General features: G+C 65.3%; 19 protein-coding genes and 3 pseudogenes. 9 read left to right on the top strand and 13 right to left on the bottom strand.

Features of this window, described 5'->3' with window-relative positions:
• Positions 1–9: 9 nt before the first annotated feature.
• The 7 genes from DYI37_RS00355 to DYI37_RS00325 all read left to right on the top strand — a co-directional run bounded on the left by DYI37_RS00355 (position 10) and on the right by DYI37_RS00325 (position 6721).
• Entirely contained in the window at positions 10–1044 is a 1035-nt protein-coding gene (locus DYI37_RS00355) for a TRAP transporter substrate-binding protein (RefSeq protein WP_116681225.1), read from the top strand.
• A gap of 79 nt (positions 1045–1123) precedes the next feature.
• On the top strand, positions 1124–1681 hold the full coding sequence (locus DYI37_RS00350) for a TRAP transporter small permease subunit (RefSeq protein ID WP_158555044.1): 558 nt from the start codon (positions 1124–1126) through the stop codon (positions 1679–1681).
• A gap of 15 nt (positions 1682–1696) precedes the next feature.
• Positions 1697–2998 carry a TRAP transporter large permease gene (locus DYI37_RS00345; RefSeq protein ID WP_116681223.1) on the top strand — a complete coding sequence of 434 codons (1302 nt, stop codon included), beginning with the start codon at positions 1697–1699 and terminating at the stop codon, positions 2996–2998.
• A gap of 12 nt (positions 2999–3010) precedes the next feature.
• On the top strand, positions 3011–3709 hold the full coding sequence (locus tag DYI37_RS00340) for a cyclase family protein (RefSeq protein ID WP_116681222.1): 699 nt from the start codon (positions 3011–3013) through the stop codon (positions 3707–3709).
• Positions 3709–4629, top strand: coding sequence for an allantoinase PuuE (locus DYI37_RS00335; RefSeq protein ID WP_116681221.1), 921 nt, complete (start codon positions 3709–3711; stop codon positions 4627–4629). The genes DYI37_RS00340 and DYI37_RS00335 overlap by 1 nt, the downstream gene beginning before the upstream one ends.
• Positions 4626–6053: an amidase gene (locus DYI37_RS00330; protein ID WP_116681220.1), complete on the top strand. Its 1428-nt coding sequence runs from the start codon at positions 4626–4628 to the stop codon at positions 6051–6053. The genes DYI37_RS00335 and DYI37_RS00330 overlap by 4 nt, the downstream gene beginning before the upstream one ends.
• Positions 6050–6721 (top strand): aspartate/glutamate racemase family protein, encoded by a 672-nt coding sequence (locus tag DYI37_RS00325; RefSeq protein ID WP_116681219.1) that lies wholly within the window; start codon positions 6050–6052, stop codon positions 6719–6721. The genes DYI37_RS00330 and DYI37_RS00325 overlap by 4 nt, the downstream gene beginning before the upstream one ends.
• 188 nt (positions 6722–6909) lie before the next feature.
• Here the strand turns inward: DYI37_RS00325 and DYI37_RS00320 are convergent, their stop codons facing one another.
• The 9 genes and pseudogenes from DYI37_RS00320 to DYI37_RS00280 all read right to left on the bottom strand — a co-directional run bounded on the left by DYI37_RS00320 (position 6910) and on the right by DYI37_RS00280 (position 17888).
• Positions 6910–10260: a DEAD/DEAH box helicase gene (locus tag DYI37_RS00320; RefSeq protein ID WP_158555043.1), complete on the bottom strand. Its 3351-nt coding sequence runs from the start codon at positions 10258–10260 to the stop codon at positions 6910–6912.
• Between the two features lie 479 nt (positions 10261–10739).
• Positions 10740–11033 (bottom strand): hypothetical protein, encoded by a 294-nt coding sequence (locus tag DYI37_RS00315; protein WP_147307836.1) that lies wholly within the window; start codon positions 11031–11033, stop codon positions 10740–10742.
• A 55-nt stretch (positions 11034–11088) separates the two neighbouring features.
• The gene (gene kce / locus DYI37_RS00310) at positions 11089–12024 is read right to left on the bottom strand and encodes a 3,5-dioxohexanoate:acetyl-CoA acetone transferase (RefSeq protein WP_116681216.1); all 936 of its coding nucleotides are present in this window, start codon (positions 12022–12024) and stop codon (positions 11089–11091) included.
• A 23-nt stretch (positions 12025–12047) separates the two neighbouring features.
• Entirely contained in the window at positions 12048–12836 is a 789-nt protein-coding gene (locus DYI37_RS00305; protein WP_116681215.1) for an SDR family oxidoreductase, read from the bottom strand.
• A 46-nt stretch (positions 12837–12882) separates the two neighbouring features.
• Positions 12883–13593, bottom strand: coding sequence for an ABC transporter ATP-binding protein (locus DYI37_RS00300; RefSeq protein WP_116681214.1), 711 nt, complete (start codon positions 13591–13593; stop codon positions 12883–12885).
• Positions 13590–14357, bottom strand: coding sequence for an ABC transporter ATP-binding protein (locus tag DYI37_RS00295; protein ID WP_116681213.1), 768 nt, complete (start codon positions 14355–14357; stop codon positions 13590–13592). The genes DYI37_RS00300 and DYI37_RS00295 overlap by 4 nt, the downstream gene beginning before the upstream one ends.
• Positions 14354–15637, bottom strand: coding sequence for a branched-chain amino acid ABC transporter permease (locus DYI37_RS00290; RefSeq protein ID WP_116681763.1), 1284 nt, complete (start codon positions 15635–15637; stop codon positions 14354–14356). The genes DYI37_RS00295 and DYI37_RS00290 overlap by 4 nt, the downstream gene beginning before the upstream one ends.
• Before the next feature lie 4 nt (positions 15638–15641).
• Positions 15642–16583, bottom strand: a pseudogene (locus tag DYI37_RS00285) (branched-chain amino acid ABC transporter permease).
• A 72-nt stretch (positions 16584–16655) separates the two neighbouring features.
• Positions 16656–17888, bottom strand: a complete 1233-nt coding sequence (locus DYI37_RS00280) for a branched-chain amino acid ABC transporter substrate-binding protein (RefSeq protein WP_116681212.1) — start codon at positions 17886–17888, stop codon at positions 16656–16658.
• Between the two features lie 211 nt (positions 17889–18099).
• Between DYI37_RS00280 and DYI37_RS00275 the strand changes: the two genes are divergently transcribed.
• Both DYI37_RS00275 and DYI37_RS00270 read left to right on the top strand, forming a co-directional pair.
• Positions 18100–18933, top strand: coding sequence for a GntR family transcriptional regulator (locus tag DYI37_RS00275; RefSeq protein ID WP_116681211.1), 834 nt, complete (start codon positions 18100–18102; stop codon positions 18931–18933).
• Positions 18934–19036: 103 nt separating this feature from the next.
• Positions 19037–19150: pseudogene (locus DYI37_RS00270) on the top strand (RidA family protein); the annotation flags it as partial.
• A gap of 224 nt (positions 19151–19374) precedes the next feature.
• Here DYI37_RS00270 and DYI37_RS00265 read toward each other — a convergent pair.
• From DYI37_RS00265 to DYI37_RS00250, 4 genes and pseudogenes are all read right to left on the bottom strand, one after another.
• Positions 19375–21633: pseudogene (locus tag DYI37_RS00265) on the bottom strand (xanthine dehydrogenase family protein molybdopterin-binding subunit).
• Positions 21630–22145: a (2Fe-2S)-binding protein gene (locus DYI37_RS00260; protein WP_116681210.1), complete on the bottom strand. Its 516-nt coding sequence runs from the start codon at positions 22143–22145 to the stop codon at positions 21630–21632. Before DYI37_RS00260 ends, DYI37_RS00265 begins: the two are co-directional and overlap by 4 nt.
• A 28-nt stretch (positions 22146–22173) precedes the next feature.
• Complete coding sequence (locus DYI37_RS00255; protein WP_116681209.1) at positions 22174–23460, bottom strand: c-type cytochrome; 1287 nt, start codon at positions 23458–23460, stop codon at positions 22174–22176.
• A 346-nt stretch (positions 23461–23806) separates the two neighbouring features.
• Positions 23807–24841 carry an SMP-30/gluconolactonase/LRE family protein gene (locus DYI37_RS00250; protein WP_199520044.1) on the bottom strand — a complete coding sequence of 345 codons (1035 nt, stop codon included), beginning with the start codon at positions 24839–24841 and terminating at the stop codon, positions 23807–23809.
• Positions 24842–24866: the final 25 nt, after the last annotated feature.

Here is a 24866-nt window from a genome sequence, read left to right as displayed (position 1 = left end):
GGACGCATCATGATGAAGCGCATTCTCACCTCGGCGGCCCTCGGGCTCGCGCTCGCCTCCCCCATCAACGCCGAAACGCTTTCGTTCCGTGTCCTCGGTCAGCCGGTCTCGACGGGCAAGCTCTTCGACGAGCTCGAAAAGCCGTTCTTCGAAAACTTCGGCGAGCGTACCGGCCTCGACGCGAAAGCCGAGTTCAGCCCCGTCGACACGACCGGCATCAAGGATCTCGAGGGCCTGCGCATCGCCAAGGCCGGCCTCTTCGACATCGTCTCGCTGCGCTTCTCACCGATCTCGCGGGATGCTCCGGTCGCCCTCGGCCTCGATCTCGTCGGCCAGAACCCGGACTACGAGAAGGCTCGCAGCTCGGTCGAGGAGTTCCTGCCCGAGGTCAGCAAGGTGTTCGCCGACCAGTTCAACACCAAGCTCCTCGGCGTCTGGCCGTTCGGCCCGCAGATCATCTTCTGCAAGCCCGAATTTGCCGGTCTGAACGACCTCAACGGCAAGAAGGTGCGCGTCTTCGACCAGAGCATGGCGAACTTCATCTCCTCGCTCGGCGGAACCCCGGTTCCGATGCCGTTCACCGAGGTCCAGCAGTCGCTGCAGCGCGGCGTCGTCGATTGCGCCCTGACCGGGCCGAGCTCGGCCAATTCCGCCGGCTGGCCGGAAGTGACGTCCTACGTCATGCCCATCGGCTTCAGCATGGCGTTCAATGGATACGGGATGAACCTCGATCGCTGGAACGGTCTCGACCCCGACCAGCAGAAGGCCGTGCAGGACGCGTTCACGACCCTGACCGACCAGATCTGGACCCGCTCGAAGGAGCTCTACGACGAGGCCCTGCGCTGCAATTCCGGGCAGACGCCCTGCGAGAACCTGCGCAGCTACGACCTCAAGACCGTCGAACCCACCGATGCCGATTTCGCCGCCATCCGGGACGCGTTGGCGACCATCTCCTTCCCGAACTGGGCACCGATCTGCGATGCCGCGACGCCCGGCTGCTCCGAGGCGTGGACGAAGACGGTGGGCGAGGCAAGGGGCCTCTAAGGACCGCCCGGGCCGCCGTGCGGGTGCCACCCCCGCGCGGCGGCCCCCGCTATCTCGAACCCATGCGAAGGGTCGCGCCATGAAAGTTCTCTCGGATGTCACCGCGTTCGCCTTCGGCTGCGTTCTCGTGGGGCTTTCGCTCTTCGTGACGGCCGACGTCGTCTCGCGCAAACTCTTCGCCGTCTCGTTCGAAGGAGCGGACGAACTCGGCGGCTACATACTGGCCGTCGGCGCGGGGCTAGCCTTCGTCATTGCGCTCGCCGAGCGCGCCCATATGCGCATCGACGTTCTCTACGTCCACCTTCCCCTCGCCCTGCGCGCCGCGCTGGACTGGGTAGCCCTCGCCTCACTCGTCGCGATGGCCCTGCTCCTCGTCTTTCTCGGATGGCAGATGCTGACGGAGTCCATCTCCTATCACAGCACGGCTCCCACGCCCTGGGCAACGCCCCTCGCATGGCCGCAATCGCTCTGGCTCGCCTCGCTCGCCCTCTTCCTCCTCGTCAGCCTCGCCTGGATGGCGCACGCGACCGGCCTGCTCCTGTCGGGCCGCCTGAAGGAAATGAACCAAAGGTTCGGCACGTCGGTCGAGAAGGACCAGCTCGAGGCCGAATTGTCCGACATCGAACGCAGACGCTGAACCGGAGAGACCAAGATGGACATTGCGACCGTCGCCACCGGCTTTGCCGTGATGCTGGCCTTCCTTCTCCTGAGCGTGCCCGTTGCGACGGTCATGACGATCACCGGCGTCGTCGGCGGCTGGCTGCTCTACGGAATGCCCCTCGTCGATTCGATGGGATCGGTCGTCTGGGGCGTTCTCAACGACAACCTCATGACGGCGATCCCGCTGTTCATCCTGCTCGGCGAGATCCTGCTGCGCAGCGGCATCGCAGACCGGATGTACGAGACCCTCTCCCTGTGGCTCGGTCGCCTTCCAGGCGGGCTCTTGCATTCCAATATCGGGGCGAGCGCGCTGTTCTCCGCAACGTCCGGCTCTTCGGTCGCGACCGCCGCGACGGTGGCGACCGTGTCCCTGCCGGCCCTGAACGATCGCGGCTACGCGGTCGGGCGCTCGCTCGGTTCCCTCGCAGCCGGCGGCACGCTCGGCATTCTCATCCCGCCCTCGGTCAACCTCCTCATCTACGGCTCGCTCGCCGGCGTCTCGGTCGGGCAGTTGTTCGTCGCGGGTATCGTTCCGGGTCTTCTCCTGACGTCCCTGTTCAGCATCTACATCATGATCGAGGCGAAGCTCTTTCCCGCCGGCGAACGGGCGCCGGACACGATCAGCTGGGCCGAGAGGTTCCGATCGCTGCGCCATCTCGGCGGGCCGGTCCTGATCTTCCTCGTCATCACCGGATCGATCTATACCGGTTTTGCGACCCCGACCGAGTCCGCAGCCCTCGGCGTCGTCGCCGCCCTCCTCCTCGCCATCGCCCACGGTGCGATGAGCATCGACTTCCTGCGCCAGTGTTTCCTCAACACCGCCCGCACGTCCGGCATGATCCTCCTCATCGTCGTCGGTGCCTTCATGCTGAACGTCACGCTCTCGCTCGGCGGCGTCGCACAGGCCGCGACCGACTGGGTGGCCTCGCTCGGCCTGTCGCCCGCGGGCCTCATGATCGCATTCATCCTCTTCTACATCGTCCTCGGAATGTTCATGGACGTCCTGTCGATGATGGTGCTGACGATCCCCGTCGCCCTGCCCATCGTCATGCATGCGGGGATCGATCCGATCTGGTTCGGCATCTTCATCATTCTGATGTGCGAACTCGGGCTGATTACGCCTCCCGTCGGAATGAATCTCTATGTCGTCCACGGCGTTCGCTCCGACGGCGGCTCGTTTCGCGACGTCGCATGGGGCGCATTCCCCTACGTTCTCCTGATGATCGCCTTCGCCCTCCTGCTGATCGCCTTCCCGGCAATCGCGACCTGGCTTCCGGCACAGATGCACTCCTGAGGAGGTGAACCCATGACCCGTATCGTCGATCTCACTTTGCCGCTCGAGGACGGGCTACCGGCACTCGGACGCCTCGCCCGGCCGGTCGTCATCCCCCACACGACCCATGAAGCCTCCAAGCGCTACAAGCAGGGCACTCCGGACGACCTCCTGACGTTCACGACATGGTATCTCGGAATGCTGGATCATTCGGGAACCCATATCGACGCCCTTTCCCACAACGATCCGGACGGCCTGACCATCGACCTGATGCCGATCGAATGGTTCATGGGCAAGGCGGTCTGCCTCGATCTCAGGCATGTGGGCGATCGCGGCGACATCGGCGCGGACGACATGGAGAAGGCGGCGCGCGAAGCGGGCGTTCAGGTCGACGGACACATCGTCCTGATGTGCACCGGCATCAACGCGCGGCACTGGCCCGATCCCCGGATCTGCAGCATGAACCCGCAGGTCACCGCAGAGGCGACGCACTGGCTGCATGATCGCGGCTCGCGCGTCCATGGCGTCGAAGGCCCCTCGACCGACCGCGTCGACGAGAACCTCTTCGTCAACCATCGCATCTGCCGCGACCTGAAGATGGTCCATTACGAGTGGCTCTGGAATCTGGAGGTGCTGCTCGGCGTCGGGGAGTTCCAATTCCAGGGCATTCCCCTGCGCATCGCGGGCGCCTCCGGATCGCCCGTCCGCGCCCTCGCCTTCCTTCACGACTGATGCCGGCCGCGATCCGCCTCGACGCCGCCGAACGCCTCGATGACCTGAGAGGACGCGGCGAGGAGAGGCCCGGCATCCGCTGGCCGGGCGGTGCTCGCCTCGCGCTCTCCTTCGTTCTCAATGTCGAGGAGGGAGCCGAGCGCCATCTCCTCGACGGCGATGCCATGTCCGAGCATCTGAACGCGGACATGCGCGCAGATCCTTGGCCGGGCATGCGCAATCTCGTGATGGAATCTCACTACGAGTATGGCAGCCGGGTCGGCATCTGGCGGCTTCTCGATCTCTTCCGCCGGCGCGCGCTCCCCCTCACCGCCTTCGCGACCGGACTTGCGCTCGAGCGGGTGCCGGAGATCGCGACACGACTGACGCGCGACGGCCACGAGATCGCGGCCCATGGCTGGCGCTGGATCGACTATCGCGATGTCCCGGAAGAGGTCGAGGCGTCAGATATGGCCCGGTGCATCGAGACGATCGAGAGGCTGACGGGAACGCCGCCCGCCGGCTGGTACACCGGACGCGTCAGCACGAACACGCGCCGCCTCGTCATCGCCAATGGCGGGTTTCTCTATGACAGCGACGCCTATAACGACGATACGCCGTATGTCCTCGACCACGAGACGGGGCGCCACCTCGTCCTTCCCTATGCCTTCGACACCAACGACATGCGCTTTGCCGCAGCACCGGGCTTCGACACCGGGTCCGACTGGCTCGACTATCTCGTCGATACGTTCGACATGCTGCACGGCGAGGGTGCGGAACAGGCGCGCATGATGTCCGTCGGGCTGCATCCTCGTCTCGCGGGCCGTCCGGGCCGCGTCCGGGCGCTGGAGCGGTTCATGGACCACGTCTCGGCCCATCCGCACGTCTGGGTCGCCCGCCGCGTGGACATTGCAAGGCATTGGATCGGCGAGGCCTCATGACGACCGGGATAGACACCGACGCGACCGATCTGGCCGACGCCCTGCGCAACGGCAGGATGTCCGCGCTCGAGGCGGTCGATGAAGCATTGGGGCAAATCCGCCGGTTGGACGGCGCGCTCAACGCCTTCGTCACGATCGACGAGGACGGCGCCCGGGCGACGGCGCGCGCACTCGACGAGCAGAGAGCAGCGGGTTCCGTATGCGGGCCCCTTCACGGCGTGCCGATCGCGATCAAGGACGTGACGGCGACGAAGGGGCTCCGCACGACACAAGGCTCGCGCCTCTTCGCCAATTTCGTGCCGAAGGCCGATGCGCTCTCGGTCTCACGTCTAAGAGAGGCGGGCGCAATCATCCTCGGCAAGACGAACACGCCGGAATTCGCCTTCGGTGCCGTCTGCACCAACGATCTCTGCGGCCCGACCCGGAACCCCTACGACACGACGCGGACCTCCGGCGGCTCGAGCGGCGGCTCGGCGGTCGCGGTCGCGACCGGCATGGCCGCCCTCGCCCAGGGCACGGACTTCGGCGGCTCGGTGCGCATGCCCGCCTCGTTCTGCGGTATCGTCGGCCTGAGGCCGGCACCCGGGACGATCGCAGACCTCGATCGGAGCCTTGCCTTTTCGCAACTCGCGACCGAGGGCGTTCTGGCGCGCAGCGTCCGCGATGCATTCCTGATGCTGGGCGCGATGTCCGGCAGCGATCCGCGCGATCCGCTCTCGATCGCCTCCGTGCCGTGCGGACACCTGCCCGATCGAGCCCGGATCGCCGCGAGCCTCGACCTTGGCGGATCGTTTCCCGTGGATCACGAGGTGGCATCGCGCTTCGAGGAGGCCTGCGCCGAGATCGAGACGATCCTCGGCCCCTTGCAGTTCGCAGCGCCTGACATGACGGGCGCGTTCGCGACCTTCAAGACGCTGCGCGCTGCCGAAAGCTGGTTCCGGTCCCGTGCGCTCGTCGAAAAACACGCAGACCAGCTCAGCCCCTCCTTTGTCTGGAACGTGCGGCAGGGTGAGCCGCTCAGCGCCGAAGACTACCTGAAGGCGGAGGCGATGCGCTCGGCGATCTGGCGGCGGGCCATGGCGTTCTTCGAGAGGTTCGACCTTCTCGTTATGCCGAGTTGCTCGATCCTGCCCTTTGCGAACGAACAGGAGGAGGTGCTGGAGGTCGGCGGACAGCGTCTCGGATCGATCATCGACTATCTCGCCCCAACCGCGATCATATCGCTGATCGGCTTTCCGGCATTGTCGATCCCCGCGCCCCGGCGGCCGGGCGCGCTGCCCTTCGGCCTCCAGCTGGTCGTGCCGCCGGGCCGCGAGCCCCTGCTCCGGGAGATGGCCTGCCGGCTCGAAAGGAATGGCTTTCGCCATGTCCCGCCCGAGCTTGCCGCGTTCGGGTCCACGCATGGGGGCGCTTCGGATCGATGACGGTTCCAAGCATCGCCCTGATCAATCCCAACACATCCCTTGCCACGACGGATCGGATGGTCGCGGTCGCGCGGGCCCATGCCGACGACATGGAAATCGTCGGCCTCACCGCAGACAGAGGCGAGCCTTTCATCAGCGACGAGCGCGCGCTCGGCGAGGCTGCGACCGTCGTCGGCGGCCTTCATATCCCTCGCTTCTTTGGCGGCGTCATCGTCGCCGCTTTCGGAGACCCCGGCGTTCCGGCCCTCAAACATCGGCTCGACATTCCGGTCATCGGGATTGCGGAGGCATCCATGACGGCTGCCGCAGAACACCGGCGCCCCTTCGCGATCGCGACGACGACACCGTCCTTGCATGATGCGATTGCCCGGCTCGCCGCAGATTACGGATTCGATCGCCAACTGGTTTCGATCAGAACCCCCGCCCTGGACCCTATGGAGCTCATGCAAGATCCAGCTCTGCTTCGGGAGGAACTGTTCGACGTGGTGGAGCGGTGCATCCGGCTCGATAAGGCGGAGGCCGTCATCATCGGCGGCGGACCGCTCGCCGACATCGCGCAATCCCTTTCGTCGGCCTTCGATACGGAAATCATCGAGCCCATACCTTCGGCAGTTGCCGCGATGAGGGTCCGTCTCCAACGATCAGGAACCGGATTTTCCGTGTTGTGATCGAGCGGGAAGTCGCGATCTCGCGCGTCCACCCCGACCGAAGGATCGACTGACCGTTCCGACAGAGCCGTGGACATCAGCCTGCTGCGGCTTGGAAGAGGATGCGCGGGTCCCGCGCGTGACGAGATCAGGCTCCCGTCGAATCCGTGCCTCTCGACGCCCGCAGTCCCATGGTGCGGGCGTCTGAATCAACCGGGTGCATGCAGCAGGCGCTCGAGCTGGTCGAGGACGTCCTGCGCCTCCGCCATCGGAGCGGTTCCCTCACCTTTACGGCGTTCGAAGAGCAGTCGCTGTTTCGAGCGCTTGATGCCGTCTTCCTCGCCGAGCTTCGAAAGCTCGAGACTTTCGAGGGTCGAAGGCGTGAAGCTGAGAGCGATCGCCTTCGGGCCAAGATCGAATTTCGCAACCCCGAGTTCGGAGCAGCGCAGGCGAAGCCTCGCGAGTGCGAAGCTCGTTTCGAGGCCCTCCGGCATGGGGCCGAAGCGATCCTCGATCTCCGCATGCAGATCGTCGAGTTCGGATGCCGACTGCACGTGTTCCAGAAGATTGGCGATCTCGATGCGCATGTCCGCCTCCGTCACGTAATCTGCCGGGATCGAAAGGGCGCGCCCGACCGAAATCACGGGACGGACATCGTCGCTCTGGGGGTTTCCCTTCGCGACTTCGATCGCCCGCTCCAGCGTCTTGCGATAGAGCGCGACGCCGATCGTCTGAAGATGGCCGGCCTGCTCGTCTCCGAGAAGGTCCCCCGTCCCTCGCAGGTCGAGATCGCGTGCGGCGATGTCGAAACCGGAACCGAGGGTGTCGAACTCGACAAGCGCGCGAAGCCGTTTGCCCGCCTCCTCGCCGATCTCTTCGCCGGCCTCCGTCGTCAGCAGGACATGCCCCCGGCTGACGCCGCGCCCGACGCGACCACGCAGCTGGTGAAGTTCGGCGAGGCCGAAGCGATCGGCATGGCAGACGATCATCGTATTCGCATTGGCGACGTCGAGCCCGCTCTCGACGATCGTCGTGGCAAGGAGAATATCGTATTGCCCGTTGGCGAAGGCGAGCATCGAATCCTCGACCTCGTCGGGCTTCATCCGGCCATGCAGCGTGACCACGGACTGGTCCGGAGAAAGTTCGGCGAGCTTCGCCGCCATCGACTCGAGGTCTTCGATCCGCGGACAGACGACGAAGCTCTGCCCGCCGCGGGCGTATTCGGCCGAAAGCGCTTTCCTCACCGCCTCGTCCTCGAACGGGCCGATCTCGGTGCGTACCGGGCTGCGGCGGACGGGAGGCGTTGCGATGATGCTGAGATCGCTCAGGCCGACGAAGCCCGCTTCCAGCGTTCGCGGGATCGGCGTCGCGGTCATCGCAAGGACGTGGAGGCCCTCGGCCAAAGCGCGCATCCCGGCCTTGTGCTGGCTGCCGAAGCGCTGTTCCTCGTCGATGACGACGAGCGCCAGATTCTTGAAGCCGATCTCCTTGCCGAGGATCGCATGGGTGCCGACGACGATCTTCGCCGTGCCGTTCTTCAAAGCCTTATTCGCGGCTGCAGCCTCGTCCTTATCGACAAGGCGCGACAGCCGAACGACCTCGATATCCTGGGGCGTGAAGCGTTTGACGAACTCGCGATAGTGCTGCTGGGCGAGCACCGTCGTCGGCGCGATGATCGCCACCTGCTTGCCGGAGAACACCGCCGCAGCAGCCGCACGAAACGCGACCTCGGTCTTGCCGTATCCCACATCACCGCAGACGAGCCGGTCCATTGGACGACCGGAGGAAAGGTCGGCAAGCACCTCGCTCGCGGCCCGGCTCTGATCCGGTGTCAGATCATAGGCAAAGCGCGCGCAGAAGCGTTCGAATGAGACGCGGTCGGGCTTCAGCACCGCCGCTTTCGCGGACGCCTTTTCCTTCAGTCGTCGCACCATCCCCTCGGCAGTGGACGAGATCGCCTCGAACACCGCGTTACGACGCTTCGCCCAGCTTTGTCCTTTCAGAGTGTCGAGCGTCACCTCGCTCGAGGGCCCGCCATAACGCCAGATCGCTCCGATATCGCTTAAGGGAACGAGGAGCGTCTCGTCCTTGCCGAAGCGCAGGACGAGTGCTTCCTCGGCGCCCGCGGAAGTCTCATCCGTTCCGATCGTTGCGAGCCCTTCGAGAATCGCGACACCATGATCGATATGCACGACCCTGTCGCCAATGAAGACCGTATCGACCGGGGCGGTAAAGCCCGCCGTCCGCTCGTTCGACAGAGGGGATGATATCTCGCCTTCGAGATCGTGCAGGCTGACGACGGTGATGCGACCTTCCGGAACGACGAAACCCTCCACGATCGGCGCCTCGAAGGCGAGGACCGAGGATGGTTCGGCGTCGAGGACATCGCGCCAGGTGGCCGCGTCCGTAACGTCACGATCGAGAAGCCTGGACGCCTTCCGTTTCGCCGCCGTGAGGGCCTTGCCGTCGCTGCCGGAGATGACGATCCGATGGCCGTCCTCGAGCCGGGAGGCCGCGAACGCCGCGAAGGCCCTGTAAGGTTGGGTCTCCAGGGCGAAGTCCGGGACGGAGTGATCGGCCTCCACCTTGTCGACGAGCGCCGCGAGCCGATCGGCGACGATGCCGTCCCAATCCTCCGGGCGAAGATGATCGGCCCCGACCGCTCGGCCTGTCGAGCTGTCCCGATCCAATCCTCCCAGGGCTTTAAAAATCTCGTCCGCACGCAGGTCCGCATTGCGCTCGACGATCACCTCGGCCTCCGGCAGGTAGTCGAACAGGGTTTCGCAGGCATCGTAGTGGCGGCAGAGAAATTCGTGCGTCCGCGAGCCTTCCCCGTCGTCGCCGTCATGATCGTGATCGTGATCGTGATCGTCCTCGTCGGCATCGGCTCGCCTGTCGTCGCCGAGCGTTACGAACTCGCTCGCCGGATCGACGATCAGGCAATCCGTCTCGGCAACGGAGCGCTGGCTTGCGGCATCGTAGGATCGGATGCTGGTGACGACACCCTCCTCGTGCTCGACCCGGCAAGGGCGCGGGGCGGCGGCGGGGAATATCTCGACGACCTTGCCGCCACAGGCAAATTCGCCAGCCTCGTCGACCCGTTCGTCCTGCCAGTAACCGAGACCCCGCAGCCGCGTCGCCAGCCGATCCGTGTCGAGGGTCTCTCCGACCCGGATTTCCAGGTGGCGATCCGTCCAGATCGATCGCGGAGGCACGAGGCGAATGAGCGCGGCCGGCGTGGTGACGACGACGGACGGCCGCTCCCTGCGATCGAGCAACCATCGCAACACCGCCATTCGGTTGCCCGCGATGGCGGCACTGACCGGCAGCCCGTCGCCCGGGAGGCCATCGGGAGCCGCAAATTCGGCGATCGTGCCCGGTTCGGCCAGAAGGTTTGCCAGCTCAAGAATATCCTGCCGCCGCCGCCCGGTTTCAGCGATGTAGACGACTGGTTTTCCGCCTTTGGCAGCGCGCCTGGCAAGCATAGCCGCGACGGCGCCGATGGGATGCAGGGGGAAGACCTGCTTGATTCTGCTGATGGAATCAGCCGTCGTCTTCACATGCTGCACGTTCGGGTCTCCCAAAGCTTGTCTGCTCGAACGAACCATCCGATGAATCGTTCAATCGACATCGGGCTTGCGGAGCGGTCGAAGGGGACGCGGTTTCATCGAGTGCGCTTGGGCGCTCGCCATTCTCGATCGGATATCTCGAATACGCCCTTGCAAGGCCGCTTGAGACGGGCATGCGCCATTTGGTCTCCCCTCATCTTGCCCCCGTGACTGACCTCACGCTTCCAACCGTGTTTGCCCAGGAACCAGATGCCGCCGGAACGCATCGAGGACACCAGGCACCATGCTGATCGGCTGCGACAGGTGAATTTGCGGAAGTGAACAGTCGATCCCTGATCGACCTCGATCCGATGCCGTTCATGGGGCTGAACGAGACCTATCCGCGTTCGAAATGAGAAACAGATGGTGGAGAGGGGGACTCTCCGTCAATTAAGCCGGAATTCCGCAAATTCGGCTATCGCCCGAAACGATCACACTAATCTGCGATACACCGCACGATACAGGACGCGATACGCAGAGCCCAGCGCTGGGTCCCCGAGCGCCGTGGAATAGACGAGCTTTCCGTCCCGGGCGACCATGACGACGACGCCCGGCAGTTCGCCGGCATCGATCTCCGCCTGAAACGCGTCGCCGATCCGGTCCAGCCGGTCCGACGACATGCCGACGCTTCCGGGATCGGCGGACGGCAGGGCTTGCGCAAGCGCTGCGCCGGCGAAGCCGAGCGTCAGGCCCGCGGTCAGGACCGCCACTGGATATCGAAGCATGATGCATCCTCCTCTATGCGAAAACGGAAAGCAGTATGCGGGACGATGCCGGAATTCAGAACCCGACCCGATCGCCTCCCTTGAGGCTCAGGATGTCGCGCGCTTCAGCCGGCGTTGCGATCGCAAGGCCGAGCCCCTCGAGCACGCCCCGTATCCTGCGCACCTGAACGGCATTGTTTTCGGCGAGGCGCCCGGGTCCGTCCCAGAGCGAGTCTTCGAGGCCCACCCGAACATTGCCGCCCATGGAAGCCGCCATGGTCGTGATCGGCATCTGGTGACGGCCGGCGCCGAGGACCGACCAGACATAGTCGTCGCCGAACAGGCGCTCGGCCGTGCGGCGCATGTGGGAGATGTCGTCCGGGTGCGTGCCGATGCCACCGAGAATGCCGAACACGGTCTGTACGAAGAGTGGCGGCGTCACGAGCTTGCGGTCGAGGAAGTGCGCGAGATTGTAGAGATGGGCGGTATCGTAGCATTCGAATTCGAAGCGCGTGCCATTGCCCGAGCAGGACTGGAGAATGTACTCGATGTCCTTGAACGTGTTGCGGAACACGACGTCGCGCGTCTTCTCCAGATATTCGGGCTCCCAGGCGTGCTGGAATTTGTCGTAGCGCCCGAGCATCGGAAACAGGGCGAAGTTCATCGAGCCCATGTTGAGCGAGGCGAGTTCCGGTGCAAAGCGCAGCGCCGGCTGGAGGCGCTCCTCCACCTGCATGACCGGGCTGCCGCCGGTGGTGAGGTTGAGGACGGCGTCGGTCGCCTGCCTGATGCGGGGCAGAAACTGCGCAAAGACCTCCGGATCCTGGGTCGGGCGTCCGTCCTCGGGGTTTCGGGCATGGAGATGGAGGATCGACGCGCCGGCCTGTGCGGCCTCGATCGCATGGGAGGCGATCTCGTCCGGCGTGACGGGAAGATGCGGCGACATCGAGGGCGTATGGATGCCCCCCGTGATCGCGCAGGTGATGATGACCTTACGTGCGGCTGCGGCCATGGACGGCTCTCCCGATCAGTCGTTCAGATGGTTTCGACATTGCCGCAGACGCTGATCGCCTGGCCCGACACGTTGGCGCCGGCGGGCGAACACAGGAAGAGCGCCATGGACGCGACGTCCTCCGGCTCCACCATGCGGCGCAGCGAGGTGTTGGCGAGGTAGCGCGCCTCCATCTCCTCGTAACTCACCCCGGCGGCCTCGGCGCGCTCGCGGATCACGCCCTCGATGCGGGCACCCCGCACGATGCCCGGCAGGATCGCGTTCACCCTCACCCCGTCCGGTCCCATTTCCTTGGCAAGGCTCTCGGTCAGGCCGACAATGCCCCATTTGGAGGCGGCGTAAGGCGTGCGCAGGGCGTAGCCCAGGCGACCGGCGACAGAGGAGATGTTGATCACCGCGCCCGCTGGGCTTGCACGCAGGAGCGGCGCGGCGCGGCGCAGGACGAGGAACTGCCCGAACAGATCGACGTCCAGCGTACGGCGGATGTCCTCGACGGAAATCTCGTCGATCGCGCCGGTCGGCCCGGCGATGCCGGCATTGTTGACGAGAACGTCGAGGCCGCCCAGCCGCTCGGTAGCGGCATCGACGAGCGAGGCGACATCGGCGTCCAGCGAGACGTCGGCGCGCACGGTCGAGGCATCCGGGTAGGCGCTCGCGAAGGCGTCGAGCGCGGCCTCGTCCACGTCGCAGACGAGGACTTTCGCACCGGCCTCCAGAAAGCCGCGCGCGATGGCCGAGCCGATGCCGCCCGCGCCCGCCGTAACGAGGACGCGAAGGCCGGGCCTCGGGCGCATCCGTTCCATGAGGCTCATGACGGGTCTCCCCAATTCGGTAAGAGGCTTATCGGCATCGCGCGGCTCATGCGACTTCGAGCCAGTTGCGGCGCACATCGGGGGAGGCTTCGAGATCCTCCGGTGTCCCCCGGAAGACCAGTTCGCCATGCCCCATGACCATCACCGTCCGCGCGACCCTCAGGGCGATGGTCAGCTTCTGTTCGACGAGGACGACGGCGACGCCCCGGCGGGCGATATCGAGGATCACTTCCATCACCACCTCGACGATCCGCGGCGCGAGACCCTCGGTCGGCTCGTCGATCAGGAGAACGCGGGGATTGCCGAGAAGCGAACGGCACATGGTCAGCATCTGCTGCTCGCCTCCCGACAGGTAGCCGGCGCGGATCGCACGGCGCTCCTTGAGGCGGGGGAAGTAGTCGTACATTTCTTGGAGCGACCATCGATGCCCTGCGCCGGAGCCCTTCTGGACGCCCATCACGAGGTTCTCCTCGACCGTCAGGTTCGGAAAGACCAGACGCTCCTCCGGGACATAGCCGAGGCCCTCGCGGCAGATATCGAAGGGGCGGCGCCCGGAGATCAGCCTGCCGTTCAGCGTCACCGTACCGGCCGTGGGCGGAACGAGGCCCATCATGGCCTTGAGGAGGGTGGAGCGCCCCGAGCCGTTGCGCCCGAGAAGCGAGACGATCGAAGCCTCCGGGATCGACAGGTCGATCCCGTGCAGGATGTGGCTCTTGCCGTAATGGGCGTGAAGCCCTTTCACCTCTAGCAGGCTCATGCCGCCTCCTGACCGAGATAGGCTTCCTGCACCGCGTGGTTCGCGCTGACGCCTTGCGGCGTGTCGGTGGCCAGGATGCTGCCATAGACGAGGACCGAGACCCGGTCGCACAGGCTGAACACGACGCTCATGTCGTGCTCGACCATCAGGAGCGTCTTGCCCACGGTGACCGCGCGGATGAGTTCGACGGCTTCGGCCGTCTCCTCCCGCGACATGCCGGCGGTCGGCTCGTCGAGGAGAATGACATCGGCTCCCGTCGTCAGCGTCATGCCGATCTCGAGCGCACGCTGCTCGGAATAGGTGAGGTCGCCGGCAAGATCGTGTCCGCGCGATTCCAGCCCGACCTGTGCGAGCACCTTCTCGGTCTCCTCGTTGATCCTGCGCATTCCGGAGATCGGGCGGAAGAGACCGTAGCGCACGCCGAAGCGGGCGAGGACGCCGATCCGCAGGTTCTCGAAGACGCTGAGGCGATGGAATATGTTCGTGATCTGGAAGGATCTGGCGAGCCCTGCTCGGTTGATCTGTTCGGGCGCCATTCCGCCGATAGAGCGCCCGTTGAGGGATATCTCGCCCGACGAGGGGGCGAAAATCCCCGAGATGAGATTGAAGAGCGTCGACTTGCCGGCGCCGTTCGGGCCGATCACCGCATGGCGTTCACCGGATGCGATCTCGAGATCTAGGTGTTTCAGTACCTCGATGGGCCCGAAGGACTTCGTCACGCCGGACAGCTTCAACGCGGGCCGAACTCTGGTGTCTGCGCTCACTGGATGCCTCCCGTGGTGGCGAGTGTCTGGGTCTTCGATCCTTGCTCGCCCCGTGCGGCCCAGACGGCATCGATCCGGCGGCGGACTTTTACGAGGATCGCGATCCCGGCGCCGAGAAGCACGAGGGGGATCAGGTAGGTTGAAGGGCCGGTCGGGCTCCACGTCGCGCCGAAGAGCTCGAAGGGGATGAGGGCGCCGCCGGCGGCCTCCCGGGTACGGGCATAATCCTCGCCGAACATCACCGCGACCATCTCCGTCGCAAAGACGATGCCGGCCGCCACGAGAAGGCCGCCGAAGAGCATGGCCGCATAGGGAGCGGCCAGAGCCGGCCAGTCGAGCTGACGGCGATGGCGAATGTGATGCTGGATCGCCCCGCCGATCCCCGTCGGCGCGTAGAGCATGACCAGGACGAAGATCAGCCCCTGGTAGAACACCCAGGATCGCGTGAGGTCCGAGACGAGGAAGGAGAACAGCGCGAAGATCGCCGCACCGATCACCGGGCCGAAGAAGACGGTGGAGCCGCCGACGAAGGTCTGGAGCACCACCTGGGCGGAGACATCCGTGGCAAAGAGGGAGTAGTTCGCGGTTTCGTTGGAGATGGCGAGGAGAGACCCTGCAACCCCCGAAACCATGCCGGAGATCGCAAAGACGATGACCTTGGAGGAATGGGCGTCGTAGCCGAGGAAGCGCACGCGCTGCTCGTTGTCGCGCAGCGCGAGGGTCAGGCGCCCGAAGGGCGTGAGGGTGTAGAGATAGAGACCCAACCCGCAGAAAAGGACCCAGCCGAGCGTGAGATAGTAGACCTCGATCGTCGAGCCGAAGACGATGCCGGCAAAGGGCATGCGCATCGAGCCGATGCCCGATTCTCCGCCGAACAGGCCTTCCAGACGCGGCGCCAGAGCGTGGATCAGTTCCGCGATCGCAAGGGTGACGAGGGCGAAGTAGACGCCCGAGCGCTTGGTCGCGAAAAAGCCCGCGACGAGACCGACTACCAGGCCTACGACAGCGCCAGCCAGCGGCACCAGCGGCGTCGGAAAGGCAAGCCCGTCCTCGATCGCGATCATCAGATGAAGCGCCGCGAAGGCGCCGACCCCGAAATAGGCCGCATGGCCGAAGGACAGGAGGCCCGCTTGGCCGACGAGGAGATTGAAGGCCAGCGCGAAGAGGCTCGCGATCAGCACGTTGACCAGCGCGTTCTGCCAGGCAAGGTCGAGGAGCGGCGGGACCGCGAGGAGCAGCGCGAGAAGCGTTGCGAGGAGAAGGACGGATCTGAAGGACATCATCTCAGTTGCGCTCCCCCATAAGGCCGGCCGGACGCACCAGCAGGACGATCAACATCAGGGCGAAGGGGATGGTCGCGCTCACCGACGAGAGCTCCAGTGTCAGGAGACCACCGATGGAACGGGCCTAGTCGCCAAGGCCCACGAGCGAGAGAAGGCTGGCCAGAGACCAGTCGAGCCCGACCGCGAAGGAGGAGAAGAGCCCGATCAGCAGGGAGGCGAGGAGCGAGCCCTTGAGCGAGCCGAGGCCGCCGACCACCACCACGACGAAGACGATGACGCCGAGTTCGATGCCCATATTGGGATTGGTGGGATAGAAGGCGCCCGCGACGGCGCCCGCAAGGCCTGCGAGTGCGGCGCCGGTGCCGAACACGAACATGAAGACGAGCGGGATATTGTGGCCGAGGGCCTCGGCCATATGCGGCAGACGTTCGGCAGCGCGCACGACGATGCCGGTGCGCGTGCGCGTCAGGAGCAGCCAGAGCGTCGTGAACATCACGACGGCGACCCCGCCGATGAACAGGCGGTAGAAGGGATAGTCGGTGCCGAAGATGGTGAAGGCGGAAAAGCGGAGCTCCGCCGGCATCTGGTAGTTGACCGGAAAGTCGCCGAAGAACAGCTTGATCAGCTCCTCGATGATGAGGGCGAGCCCGAAGGTCAGCAGCAATTCATGAGCGTGCCCGTGCTTATGGACGCGCGGCAGCAGGTAGCGCTCGACCCCCATGCCCACGAGGCCGACGAAGAGCGGAGCGATCACGAGCGCGGCCCAGAAGCCGATGATGGGCGAGATCGCGTAGGCGACGTAGGCGCCCAGCATGTAGAAGGAGGCATGCGCGAAGTTGAGGACGCCCATCATGCCGAAAATCAGCGTGAGGCCGGCCGAGACCATGAACAGCAAGAGGCCGTAGGTCACGCCGTTGAGCGTTGAGATGATCGCAAATTCCATGGTGATTCCGGCAAAGGAACAGGAGGAAGGGCCCGGCGCTGGATGCCTGCCGGACCCGGCGACCTCTTGCGATCAGCCCTCCGGGCGATCCATCTCGCAGCTCTCCTGCACGGGATAGATCGCGTCCTTGCCCTCGACGATCTTGACCGGTGCAAAACCCAGCGTCGTGCCTTCGGCCGGGAATTTCGGGTTCTCGACGACCTTCGACACCACGACCGGACGGATCGACTGGTGGTCCTCCTTGCGGATGGAGATCGGCCCGACCGGGCTGTCATAGGTCGAGTTCTCGAGCGCCAGCGCGATCTCGGTGACGTTGATCGGACCGCCGGCGAAATCGAGCCCCTTCAAGGCCTCCTGAAGCTGAGCCATGGCGAAGGCCGAATGCCCTTCCACGAAGATCGGCAGATGGCCCGTCGCCTGGCGATAGGTCTCGGCGAAGGTGCCGTCGCCGGCGGCGTTGTCGTAGTTGTTGGCGATGTAGTGGCCGAGCGCGGTCTTGCCCGCATTGGCGATATTGCCTGGCTGATCGAGGAAGGCGGTGGCGAAGGTCACGTCGAGCCCGGCATCGCCGGTCGCCTTCATGAGCAGCAGGAGATCGTTCGACCAGTTGCCGGTGATCACGGTATCGGGCGCGGCCGACTTGATGCGCGCGACGAAGGGCGCGAAGTCCTGGATCTTGTTGACGTCGTGCAGCACTTCGCCGACGACCTCGTAACCTTCCTCGGGCGCGGCCGCTTCGATCGCGGCCTGCATGTCCTGACCCCAGGAATAGTTCTGGTTGATCGCGTAGACCTTCGTGCCGAGGTCGCCGGCCTCTTTCATCGCCGAGGTGAGCGCGTTGACGCGCATCGGGGCGGTGGTCGTGAAGCGGAAATGGTAGAACTGGCACTTGTCGCCGGTCAGCTCCATGGCCTCGCCGCCGAGGTTCATGAACAGGATCTCGTCGCCGGGATTGCGGATATTGTGCTTGCGCACATCCTCCGTCAGCTGGCCGGCGATCGCGGACGAGGCACCCTGGACGATGATGTCGACGCCGTCGGCGACGGCCTGCCGGAACTTGTCGGCCGCCTCCGGCGCTCCGCCGGCATTGTCGTATTCAGTGACGACGACGGGTTCGCCATTGAAGCCGCCCGCCTCATTGATGCGATCGACGCCGTATTTCACTGCATTGGCGTAGAGGCGGCCGGTCGAGGTCTGCGCACCCGAAAGGCTCTCGATGATGCCGATACGCAGCGGTTCGGCATGGGCGATCGATGTCGCAAGGGCTGCCACGGACGCCGTCGCCACCAGGGTCAAATGCTTCATGAGCGTTCTCCTCCCAAAATTTCGCCGGAACTCCTCTTCCGGCAGAGGCCCGGACCTATCGGATCGGGCTGCGCCTCCCAGCGCATGAACCGTATAGACCGGTTCGAACGGTTTGAAAATATGTTTGATTTGTGATCACACATCGAAAATTTGTTATCGTTCCTGGTGGCGGTCTGGTCCGTCGCGGCTTAGTGTAGGTCCTCATCACGGCATGGACGAGCCTCACCGGGCCGTGCCGCATCACCACAGGTTGGAGTTCGCCTTGATCGTAGACGCGCAGAAGAAGAGTGGCCTTGGACCCGTCGACCTGACGACGGTTCAGGAGCGCGTCTACCAGACCCTGCGGCTCGGCCTCCTGAAGGGTGAGTTTCTGCCGGGAGAGACGATCTCGATCAGGGGACTGGCGGACGTTCTGGGAACCAGCCCCATGCCCGTGCGCGATGCGGTCGCCCGCCTCATCGCCGAGCGGGCCGTCGAACAGTCCGGGCCGCGCAGCCTTCGGGTCGCCCCTTACGTCGCCGCCGAGCACGAAGCCTATATCCGCATCCGGATGCAGCTCGAGGGATATGCGAGCGAACGAGCCGCCCTCACCTGGAAGGACCCGGACCTGCTCGAGCGACTGCGCGAGATCAACCGGTCCATCAGCGAAGCCTCGGATGCGGGCGATTTCGACAGTGCGCTGGCCGGGAACCAGGCGTTTCACTTTGAAGTCTACGCTGCGGCGGGTCTGCCACCGCTCCTGGAGATCGTCTCCACGCTCTGGCTTCGCACCGGCCCGATCCTCGCCTCCGCGCGCCAGGACGACGCCCTGTTCGAACGTTTGTTCCAGATCGGCGTCCAGATCCACGACGACGCCATCGAAGCGATCGCGCGCCGGGACGGTGCGGCTGCACGCCGTGCGATCACCCTCGATATCCGCGCCTCGCATTTCTCGATCCGCCGCTTCGTCAAGCGGGCATCGGGGGAACCGAATGCGGGACAGGGTTCCTCGCGAGGCGCGAAGTCCGTGCCGGCCAGTCGCGGAAGGGCTCTGGAGCAAGCCTGACGACCATGTTTCGAGGCCGTTGAGGAAACGAATGTCGGCGCACTGCGCCTCGGGGATCGGCATTCGACTGTTGCGACCCGTATTCGCTATGCCAGCATTGCCGCAGGCACCCTACCCGAATTGGACCGCGATCGGCTCCACCTGGCTCGCCGGGTTCGACTTCGAGATCAAGGTCATCGCCCGCATCCCGACCGGCACTGGTGCGCCTTCGAACTGAGAAGCCAACTCTGTCCGGATGCGGCGGCTTTTCGACTAGCCCGGCTGAAACCGAACCGTTGCCTTCACCATCCAGGCGAGCCGATCGGCGCCCAGGAAGCCGACGCGCGGACGCGGTCCGACGGCTTCGGGCCCTTATGAGAATTTGCCAACGCAGCCATGAACTTCGCTGCCTGCGTCTGAAGTCGACACGCGTTCGGGTTTTCGCCAGTGGTCTCGTGCCGATCAAGTGTCCTGAAGAACTGCCCGCAACCGTTCTGGCGAATAGGGCAGATCGCGAATGCGCACGCCGGTGGCGTTCCTTAGGGCATTGGCGATCGCTGCGGCCGTCGGGCCCTGTGCGCACTCGCCCGTGCCGAGGAACGGCTCGCCCGGCCGGTCGATCGGCCTGACCCTGACGCTTGCGGGTACGGCATCGAAGCGAAGGATCGGATAGGCCGACCAGTCCCGGCTCTCGATCCTGTCGGATGAATACAGGACTTCCTCGAAAAGCGTCCAACTCGCCGACTGCACGATCCCGCCTTCGATCTGATTGCGCACGCCATCGGGGTTGACGATCTGACCGCTGTCGACCGAGGAGACCGCACGGTGGATGCGGATCTCACCGGTCTCTGGCGTCACCTGGAGTTCGATCGCGACGGCGCAGTAGGCGGCGAGGTTCTTGTAGCGGGCGTAGGCGAAACCACGTCCGAAGCCGGGCATGGGCGCCGTCCAGCCGTCCCAGCCGAAATCCGTCGCCGCTGCGGTAACGACGTCGCTTGCACGCGGGTCATCGAGCATGGCGAGCCGGAACGCGACCGGATCGGCCCCTGCCGCTTCGGCGAGTTCGTCGACGAAGCTCTCCAGCGAGAAGACGTTCATGAAGGCGCCGAGCCCGCGCAGCGCGCTGACGCGGAGCGTCATGTCGGTGACGAAGTGCTTCGTCACCCGCGCCCCGGGAATGTCGTAGGGCGGGACGGCGTTTCGGTCGCCGCCTCCTGCCGGTTGCGGAATATTCGTCGGCGGCGTCAGCCTGAACGGATCGGCGACGAGGTTGCCTGCGATGAGGTTCCCTGCCCCGCCCGGCCGTGTCGAATGGGGATAGGACCAGACGTCATAGGTCCAGTCGACGATCTTCCCCTCCGCAGAAAGCCCGGCATTCGCTTCCACCACCATCGCTGAGCCGTAGGGCTCCCAGAGATGCTCGTCCTCGCGCATCCACTGGACGCGCACCGGCTGGCCGGGCAGCGCGGTCGCGATGAGGGCGGCATCGGCTGCCGCATCGTCCGCTCCGTTATGGCCGTAGCAGCCGGCGCCCGGCATGTGGATGAGCCGAACCGCGCCCTCCTCCATCGAGAGAAGCTCGGCGATCGCCTTGCGATCGGGGTAGACGCCCTGCGTATGGGTCCAGATGGTAAGCCTTCCGTCCTCGAACAAGCCGACCGCGCAGGACGGGCCGATCGAGGAATGCATCTGGAAAGGCCGTGTGTAGCGGACTTCGAGGCGCTTGACCGGGGAACCGGAGCCGGCATCGGTCCCGTGGATCACCGTCTCCTCGGCGGCCGAGGCCTGGAGCCGATCGTAGATTTTGGAGCGTTCGGGAAGCGTGATGCCACCGCTCCACCTGGCCGCGCCCTCGGCCGCCCGCTTGGCTTCGACGGCTTGGTATTCGCCGCTTGCAACGACCGCCAGATAGTTGCCGTTCCGCACGACCGCCGTCACGCCGGGCATCGCCTCGACCGCGGCCCGATCGAACTCGGCGAGCCTCGCGCCGTAGACCGGCGGGCGGACGACGCGCGCATGCACCATGCCCGGCAGGCGCAGATCCTGCACATAGGCCGGCGCGCCGGTGAGCTTGGCCGGAATGTCGGTTCGCGGGAACGACGTCCCCATGATCTGGTAGCTCGCCGGATCGGCCCGCCTGCCGCGCCCCTCGTAGCGCACATGCAGCGTCTCGCCGTCGACGAGCGCACCGTAGGCGATGTCCTCGGGTCCCCCGACGACGACGCCGTCCTCGACCCGGAGCCTCTCCGTCTCGACCCCAAGGCGCTCGGCGGCCCGCTGAACGAGGATCGCCCGCACCTCGGCGGCCGCGTTCATGATCGCCGAACCGCTCTCCTCCATGGAGTGACTCGCGGCGGTGTAGCCTTCGTTCGGTGTCTAATCCGTATCGGCGGTCCGCAGTTCGATCCGCTGCGGATCGACCTTCAGCATTTCCGCGGCGATCTGGTGAAGCGCCGTGCGGATGCCCTGGCCGAGTTCGGCCTTGCCGGTGAATACGGTGATCGCACCATCGGCCTCGATCCTGATCCAGCTGTCGAGAAACGGCGCCTTCGACAGGCTGCCGGGGAGCTCGGCCGTCTGGTCTACGACGCCCGCCTCCTCGCTCTGGGCCGCCGCCCTGCCGGAGAGCGCGAAAGAGAGGGTGAGGCTTCCCGCGCCGGCGACGAAACCGCGCCGAGTGATCGCAGGAAGAATGGAGGACGAGGAGCGAGAATGGGTCACGAAGGCGCTCCTTCCTCGTTCGGCCTGGAGCCCACGAAGGCGAAATTGTCCTCTTCGGAAGGCCTGCCTGCGGCGCGCCGGGCCGCGCGCAGGATGCGCATATGCGTGCCACAGCGGCAGAGATTGGGCTGAAGGGCCGCGCGGATCTCCTCGTCGTTCGGCTCGGGCGTCTCAGCGAGAAGACCTGCCGTCCGCATGATCATACCCGGGATGCAGTAGCCGCACTGGGCCGCCTGTTCTTCGATGAAGGCGGCCTGCACCGGCCCCGGCGCTTCGGCGGTGCCGAGCCCTTCGAGCGTCGTGACGGCTCGCCCTTCGAGGGCTGCAATCGGCAGGATGCAGGAGACCGCCGCCTTGCCGTCGACGAGGACCGTGCAGGCGCCGCATTGACCGAGCCCGCAGCCGAACTTCGCGCCGTTGAGCTCCAGCTCGTTGCGCAGAACGTAGAGGAGCGGCGTTTCGGGGTCGGCGTCAACCGACACCGCCGCGCCATTGACAGTCATTGCGACCATGATCCGATCCTTCCCTTTCCCGACGGCGTCACTGGCCGCTCTCTCCTTGCGACCGGATGCCGGCGATGCGCCCCGTCATGTCGTCCCAGGCGGGCTGACCGGCGAGATCGTGCCGCAGATAGTCGGCGATCGCAGCGATCTGCTCGTCGGTGAGGAGGTCGGCAAAGCCCGGCATCGGCCAGCCGGCCTCACCCTTAGGCGCCTCGACGCCGTAGAGCACGAACTGCGCGAAGTTGCGTCCATCCGGCGCATGAAGTGCGGTCGACTGGGAGAGCGGCAGGCCTTGCGACGAACCTCGTGCGAACGCCACCCCCTCGCCGCTCGCCTCGTGGCACCGGGCGCATGCGCCGCGATACAGGGTCTCGCCGAGTACGACGCGCTCGCTTTGGGCCGGCCTCTCCTGGCCATTGGCAGACGGCGTCTCCACTCCCGTTTGAAGGGATACGAGATAGGTGGCCATGCTCAATACGTCTTTTGCGGGGGCATCCTTCAGCTGCGCGGCGACTTCGGCCATGGGGCCAGCGGCGGTCCCGTGGGTCTCGGCGAACCCGCCGCGCAGATAGGTCGTGATCTCATCGGCGGACCAGGGCGACGGCGAGTGAATATCGCCTGCCAGCGGGGGATTGGCCCAGCCCGACGCTTCGCCGCCGCGCAGATAGGCGTCGGACCTTTCGGCGAGGAAGAGGTTGCGCGGCGTATGGCACGCACCGCAATGGCCGAGCCCGTCGACGAGGTAGCGGCCGCGTTCCAGCTCGTCATCCACACCTTCCAACGGGGCTGCGCCCTCATCGAAAAAGAGAAGTTTCCACGCCGCGAGCAGAGGCCTGACATTCATCGGAAAGGGAAGGTCTGGGTCCGGGACGGTCTTCGCCACGGCCTCGCGCGTCATCAGGAAGGCGTAGAGCGCTTCGAGATCGCCATCGGTCACGCGTGTGAAGTGCGTATATGGAAAGGCGGGATAGAGATGTTCGCCCTCGCGGCCGAGCCCTTCGCGCATGGAGCGGACGAAGGCCGCCTCGCTCCAGCGCCCGATGCCGGTCTCGGGATCGGGCGTGATGTTGGAGCCGTAGATGGTGCCGACGGGCGTTTCGACGCCGTAACCGCCAGCATAAGGCGCGCCGCCCTCGCTCCGGTGGCAGGTGAGGCAATTGCCGAGCGCCGCGAGGTCTCGACCTTTCGCGACGAGGCCCGCATCGAAGCTGTCCGCTGCCGGGCGCTCGACGGCCTCGATCTCCTCCGGGGACAAGGCGAAAGCGAAGAAGGCCGCGACGACGAGAACGGCGAGTCCGGCGGTCGAGAGGAGAACGGTCTTCATGCGGTCGGCAGCATCGGCATGTCTCTGACTTCCTGTTCGATCAATGGCTTGATCATTCGGCTCCGTGTGACCTCATCTTGTCTCCCGAAGCGGTCTGTCGAACGAATAGCGATCAAGTCTCGTTCACGAAGCGCCTTCCTGCGACCGGCCGGCGGATGATTGCAGGTCCGTTACGAACTCGCGATGGCGTCCGTCTTCTGCTCCGGCGAAGGATCTCTGGGCCTCCCGTCCGCAATACCTTCGATCGCGGACCATCAGCGTTTGAAGTGCAGGCGAGGTCGTCCCGGCCCATCGAAATGGGCAAAAGGTCACAACGCCATCCGCTCAGCTGCGTCCGGACCAAGCTTCACTTTCTAGTTCCTGGGCCAGAGGCATCCTGAGCCAAGGCTTTCACCGCGAATATCGTCGAGCCTTCACCCTGATCCCAGTCATTGGTCAGGATCAGCATTTCGTCCGTTCCCGGTCGGATCGCCATCGAAGTCGATCGCAGATTATGTCCCTCGTCCCGCCCCGGCAGAAGATACTGGCCGATGGGAAGGCCCAGAGGATTGAAGACCAGCACCCGCGCCTGCCCATACATGGCGACATAGACGTTGCCTTCGGCATCGATGCGGAGCGAATCCGGTCCAGCTCCGGTGAAGGTATAGGTGACGAGCGCGCCGAAGGGGGCGATGGTGGTGGCATCGGCAAGCGAGACCCTGTGCAACTTGCCGCCCGCCAGTTCCGTCACCCAGAGCGTCTTGCCGTCCGGGCTGAGGCCGATGCCGTTGGCAATCTTCAGGTTCGGCAGAACGGACACGGGGTCACCACCCTCCGGGCCAACGTAATAGACACCGCCGTCAGGGCTGCTTGACCCTCCTTTGAAATCGGTGAAGTAGAAGCCGCCTTTGTCGTCGAAGACCAGATCGTCCGGAAGATAGCCGGCCGAACGCGGAACGATCTCCTTGATGTCCGTGCCGTCCGGCGCCATCGAGACCACCGATCCGTGCTCTGAAAAGTCTCCAAGCTCGGCCATGTAGACGCGGCCATCGTGGATCGCCAATCCCGCGGGCCGCAGCTCGCTTTTGCCGAGGACCGTCGAAAGCTCGTTGTCGGGCGTAAGCCGGTAGACGCGGCCGCCGAACACTTCGCAGAAGAGCAGATCACCCTCGGCCGTGAACACGGGACATTCGAGCTGAAGAGCTTCTGCCGAAACCTTGAAGTACTCCACAGCCTCGACCGTCGGCAGATCGGCTTCGCTGACCGGCAGGGGAACCTTGCTCAGAAACGCCTTGGGCAATTCGAGCGAGGGCAGCGCGGCGTTCTTCTCCTGTGCTCCGGCCGGCATGGCAGCGAGCATACCCGCGGCCAGGGCAACCGTGATCATGGATGACGTCTTCATTCGGTTTCCTCCCATTGTTGCTCTG

The organism is Fulvimarina endophytica (assembly GCF_003403015.1).
Classification (GTDB): domain Bacteria; phylum Pseudomonadota; class Alphaproteobacteria; order Rhizobiales; family Rhizobiaceae; genus Fulvimarina; species Fulvimarina endophytica.
This window is presented reverse-complemented; position numbering and strand designations above follow the sequence as displayed.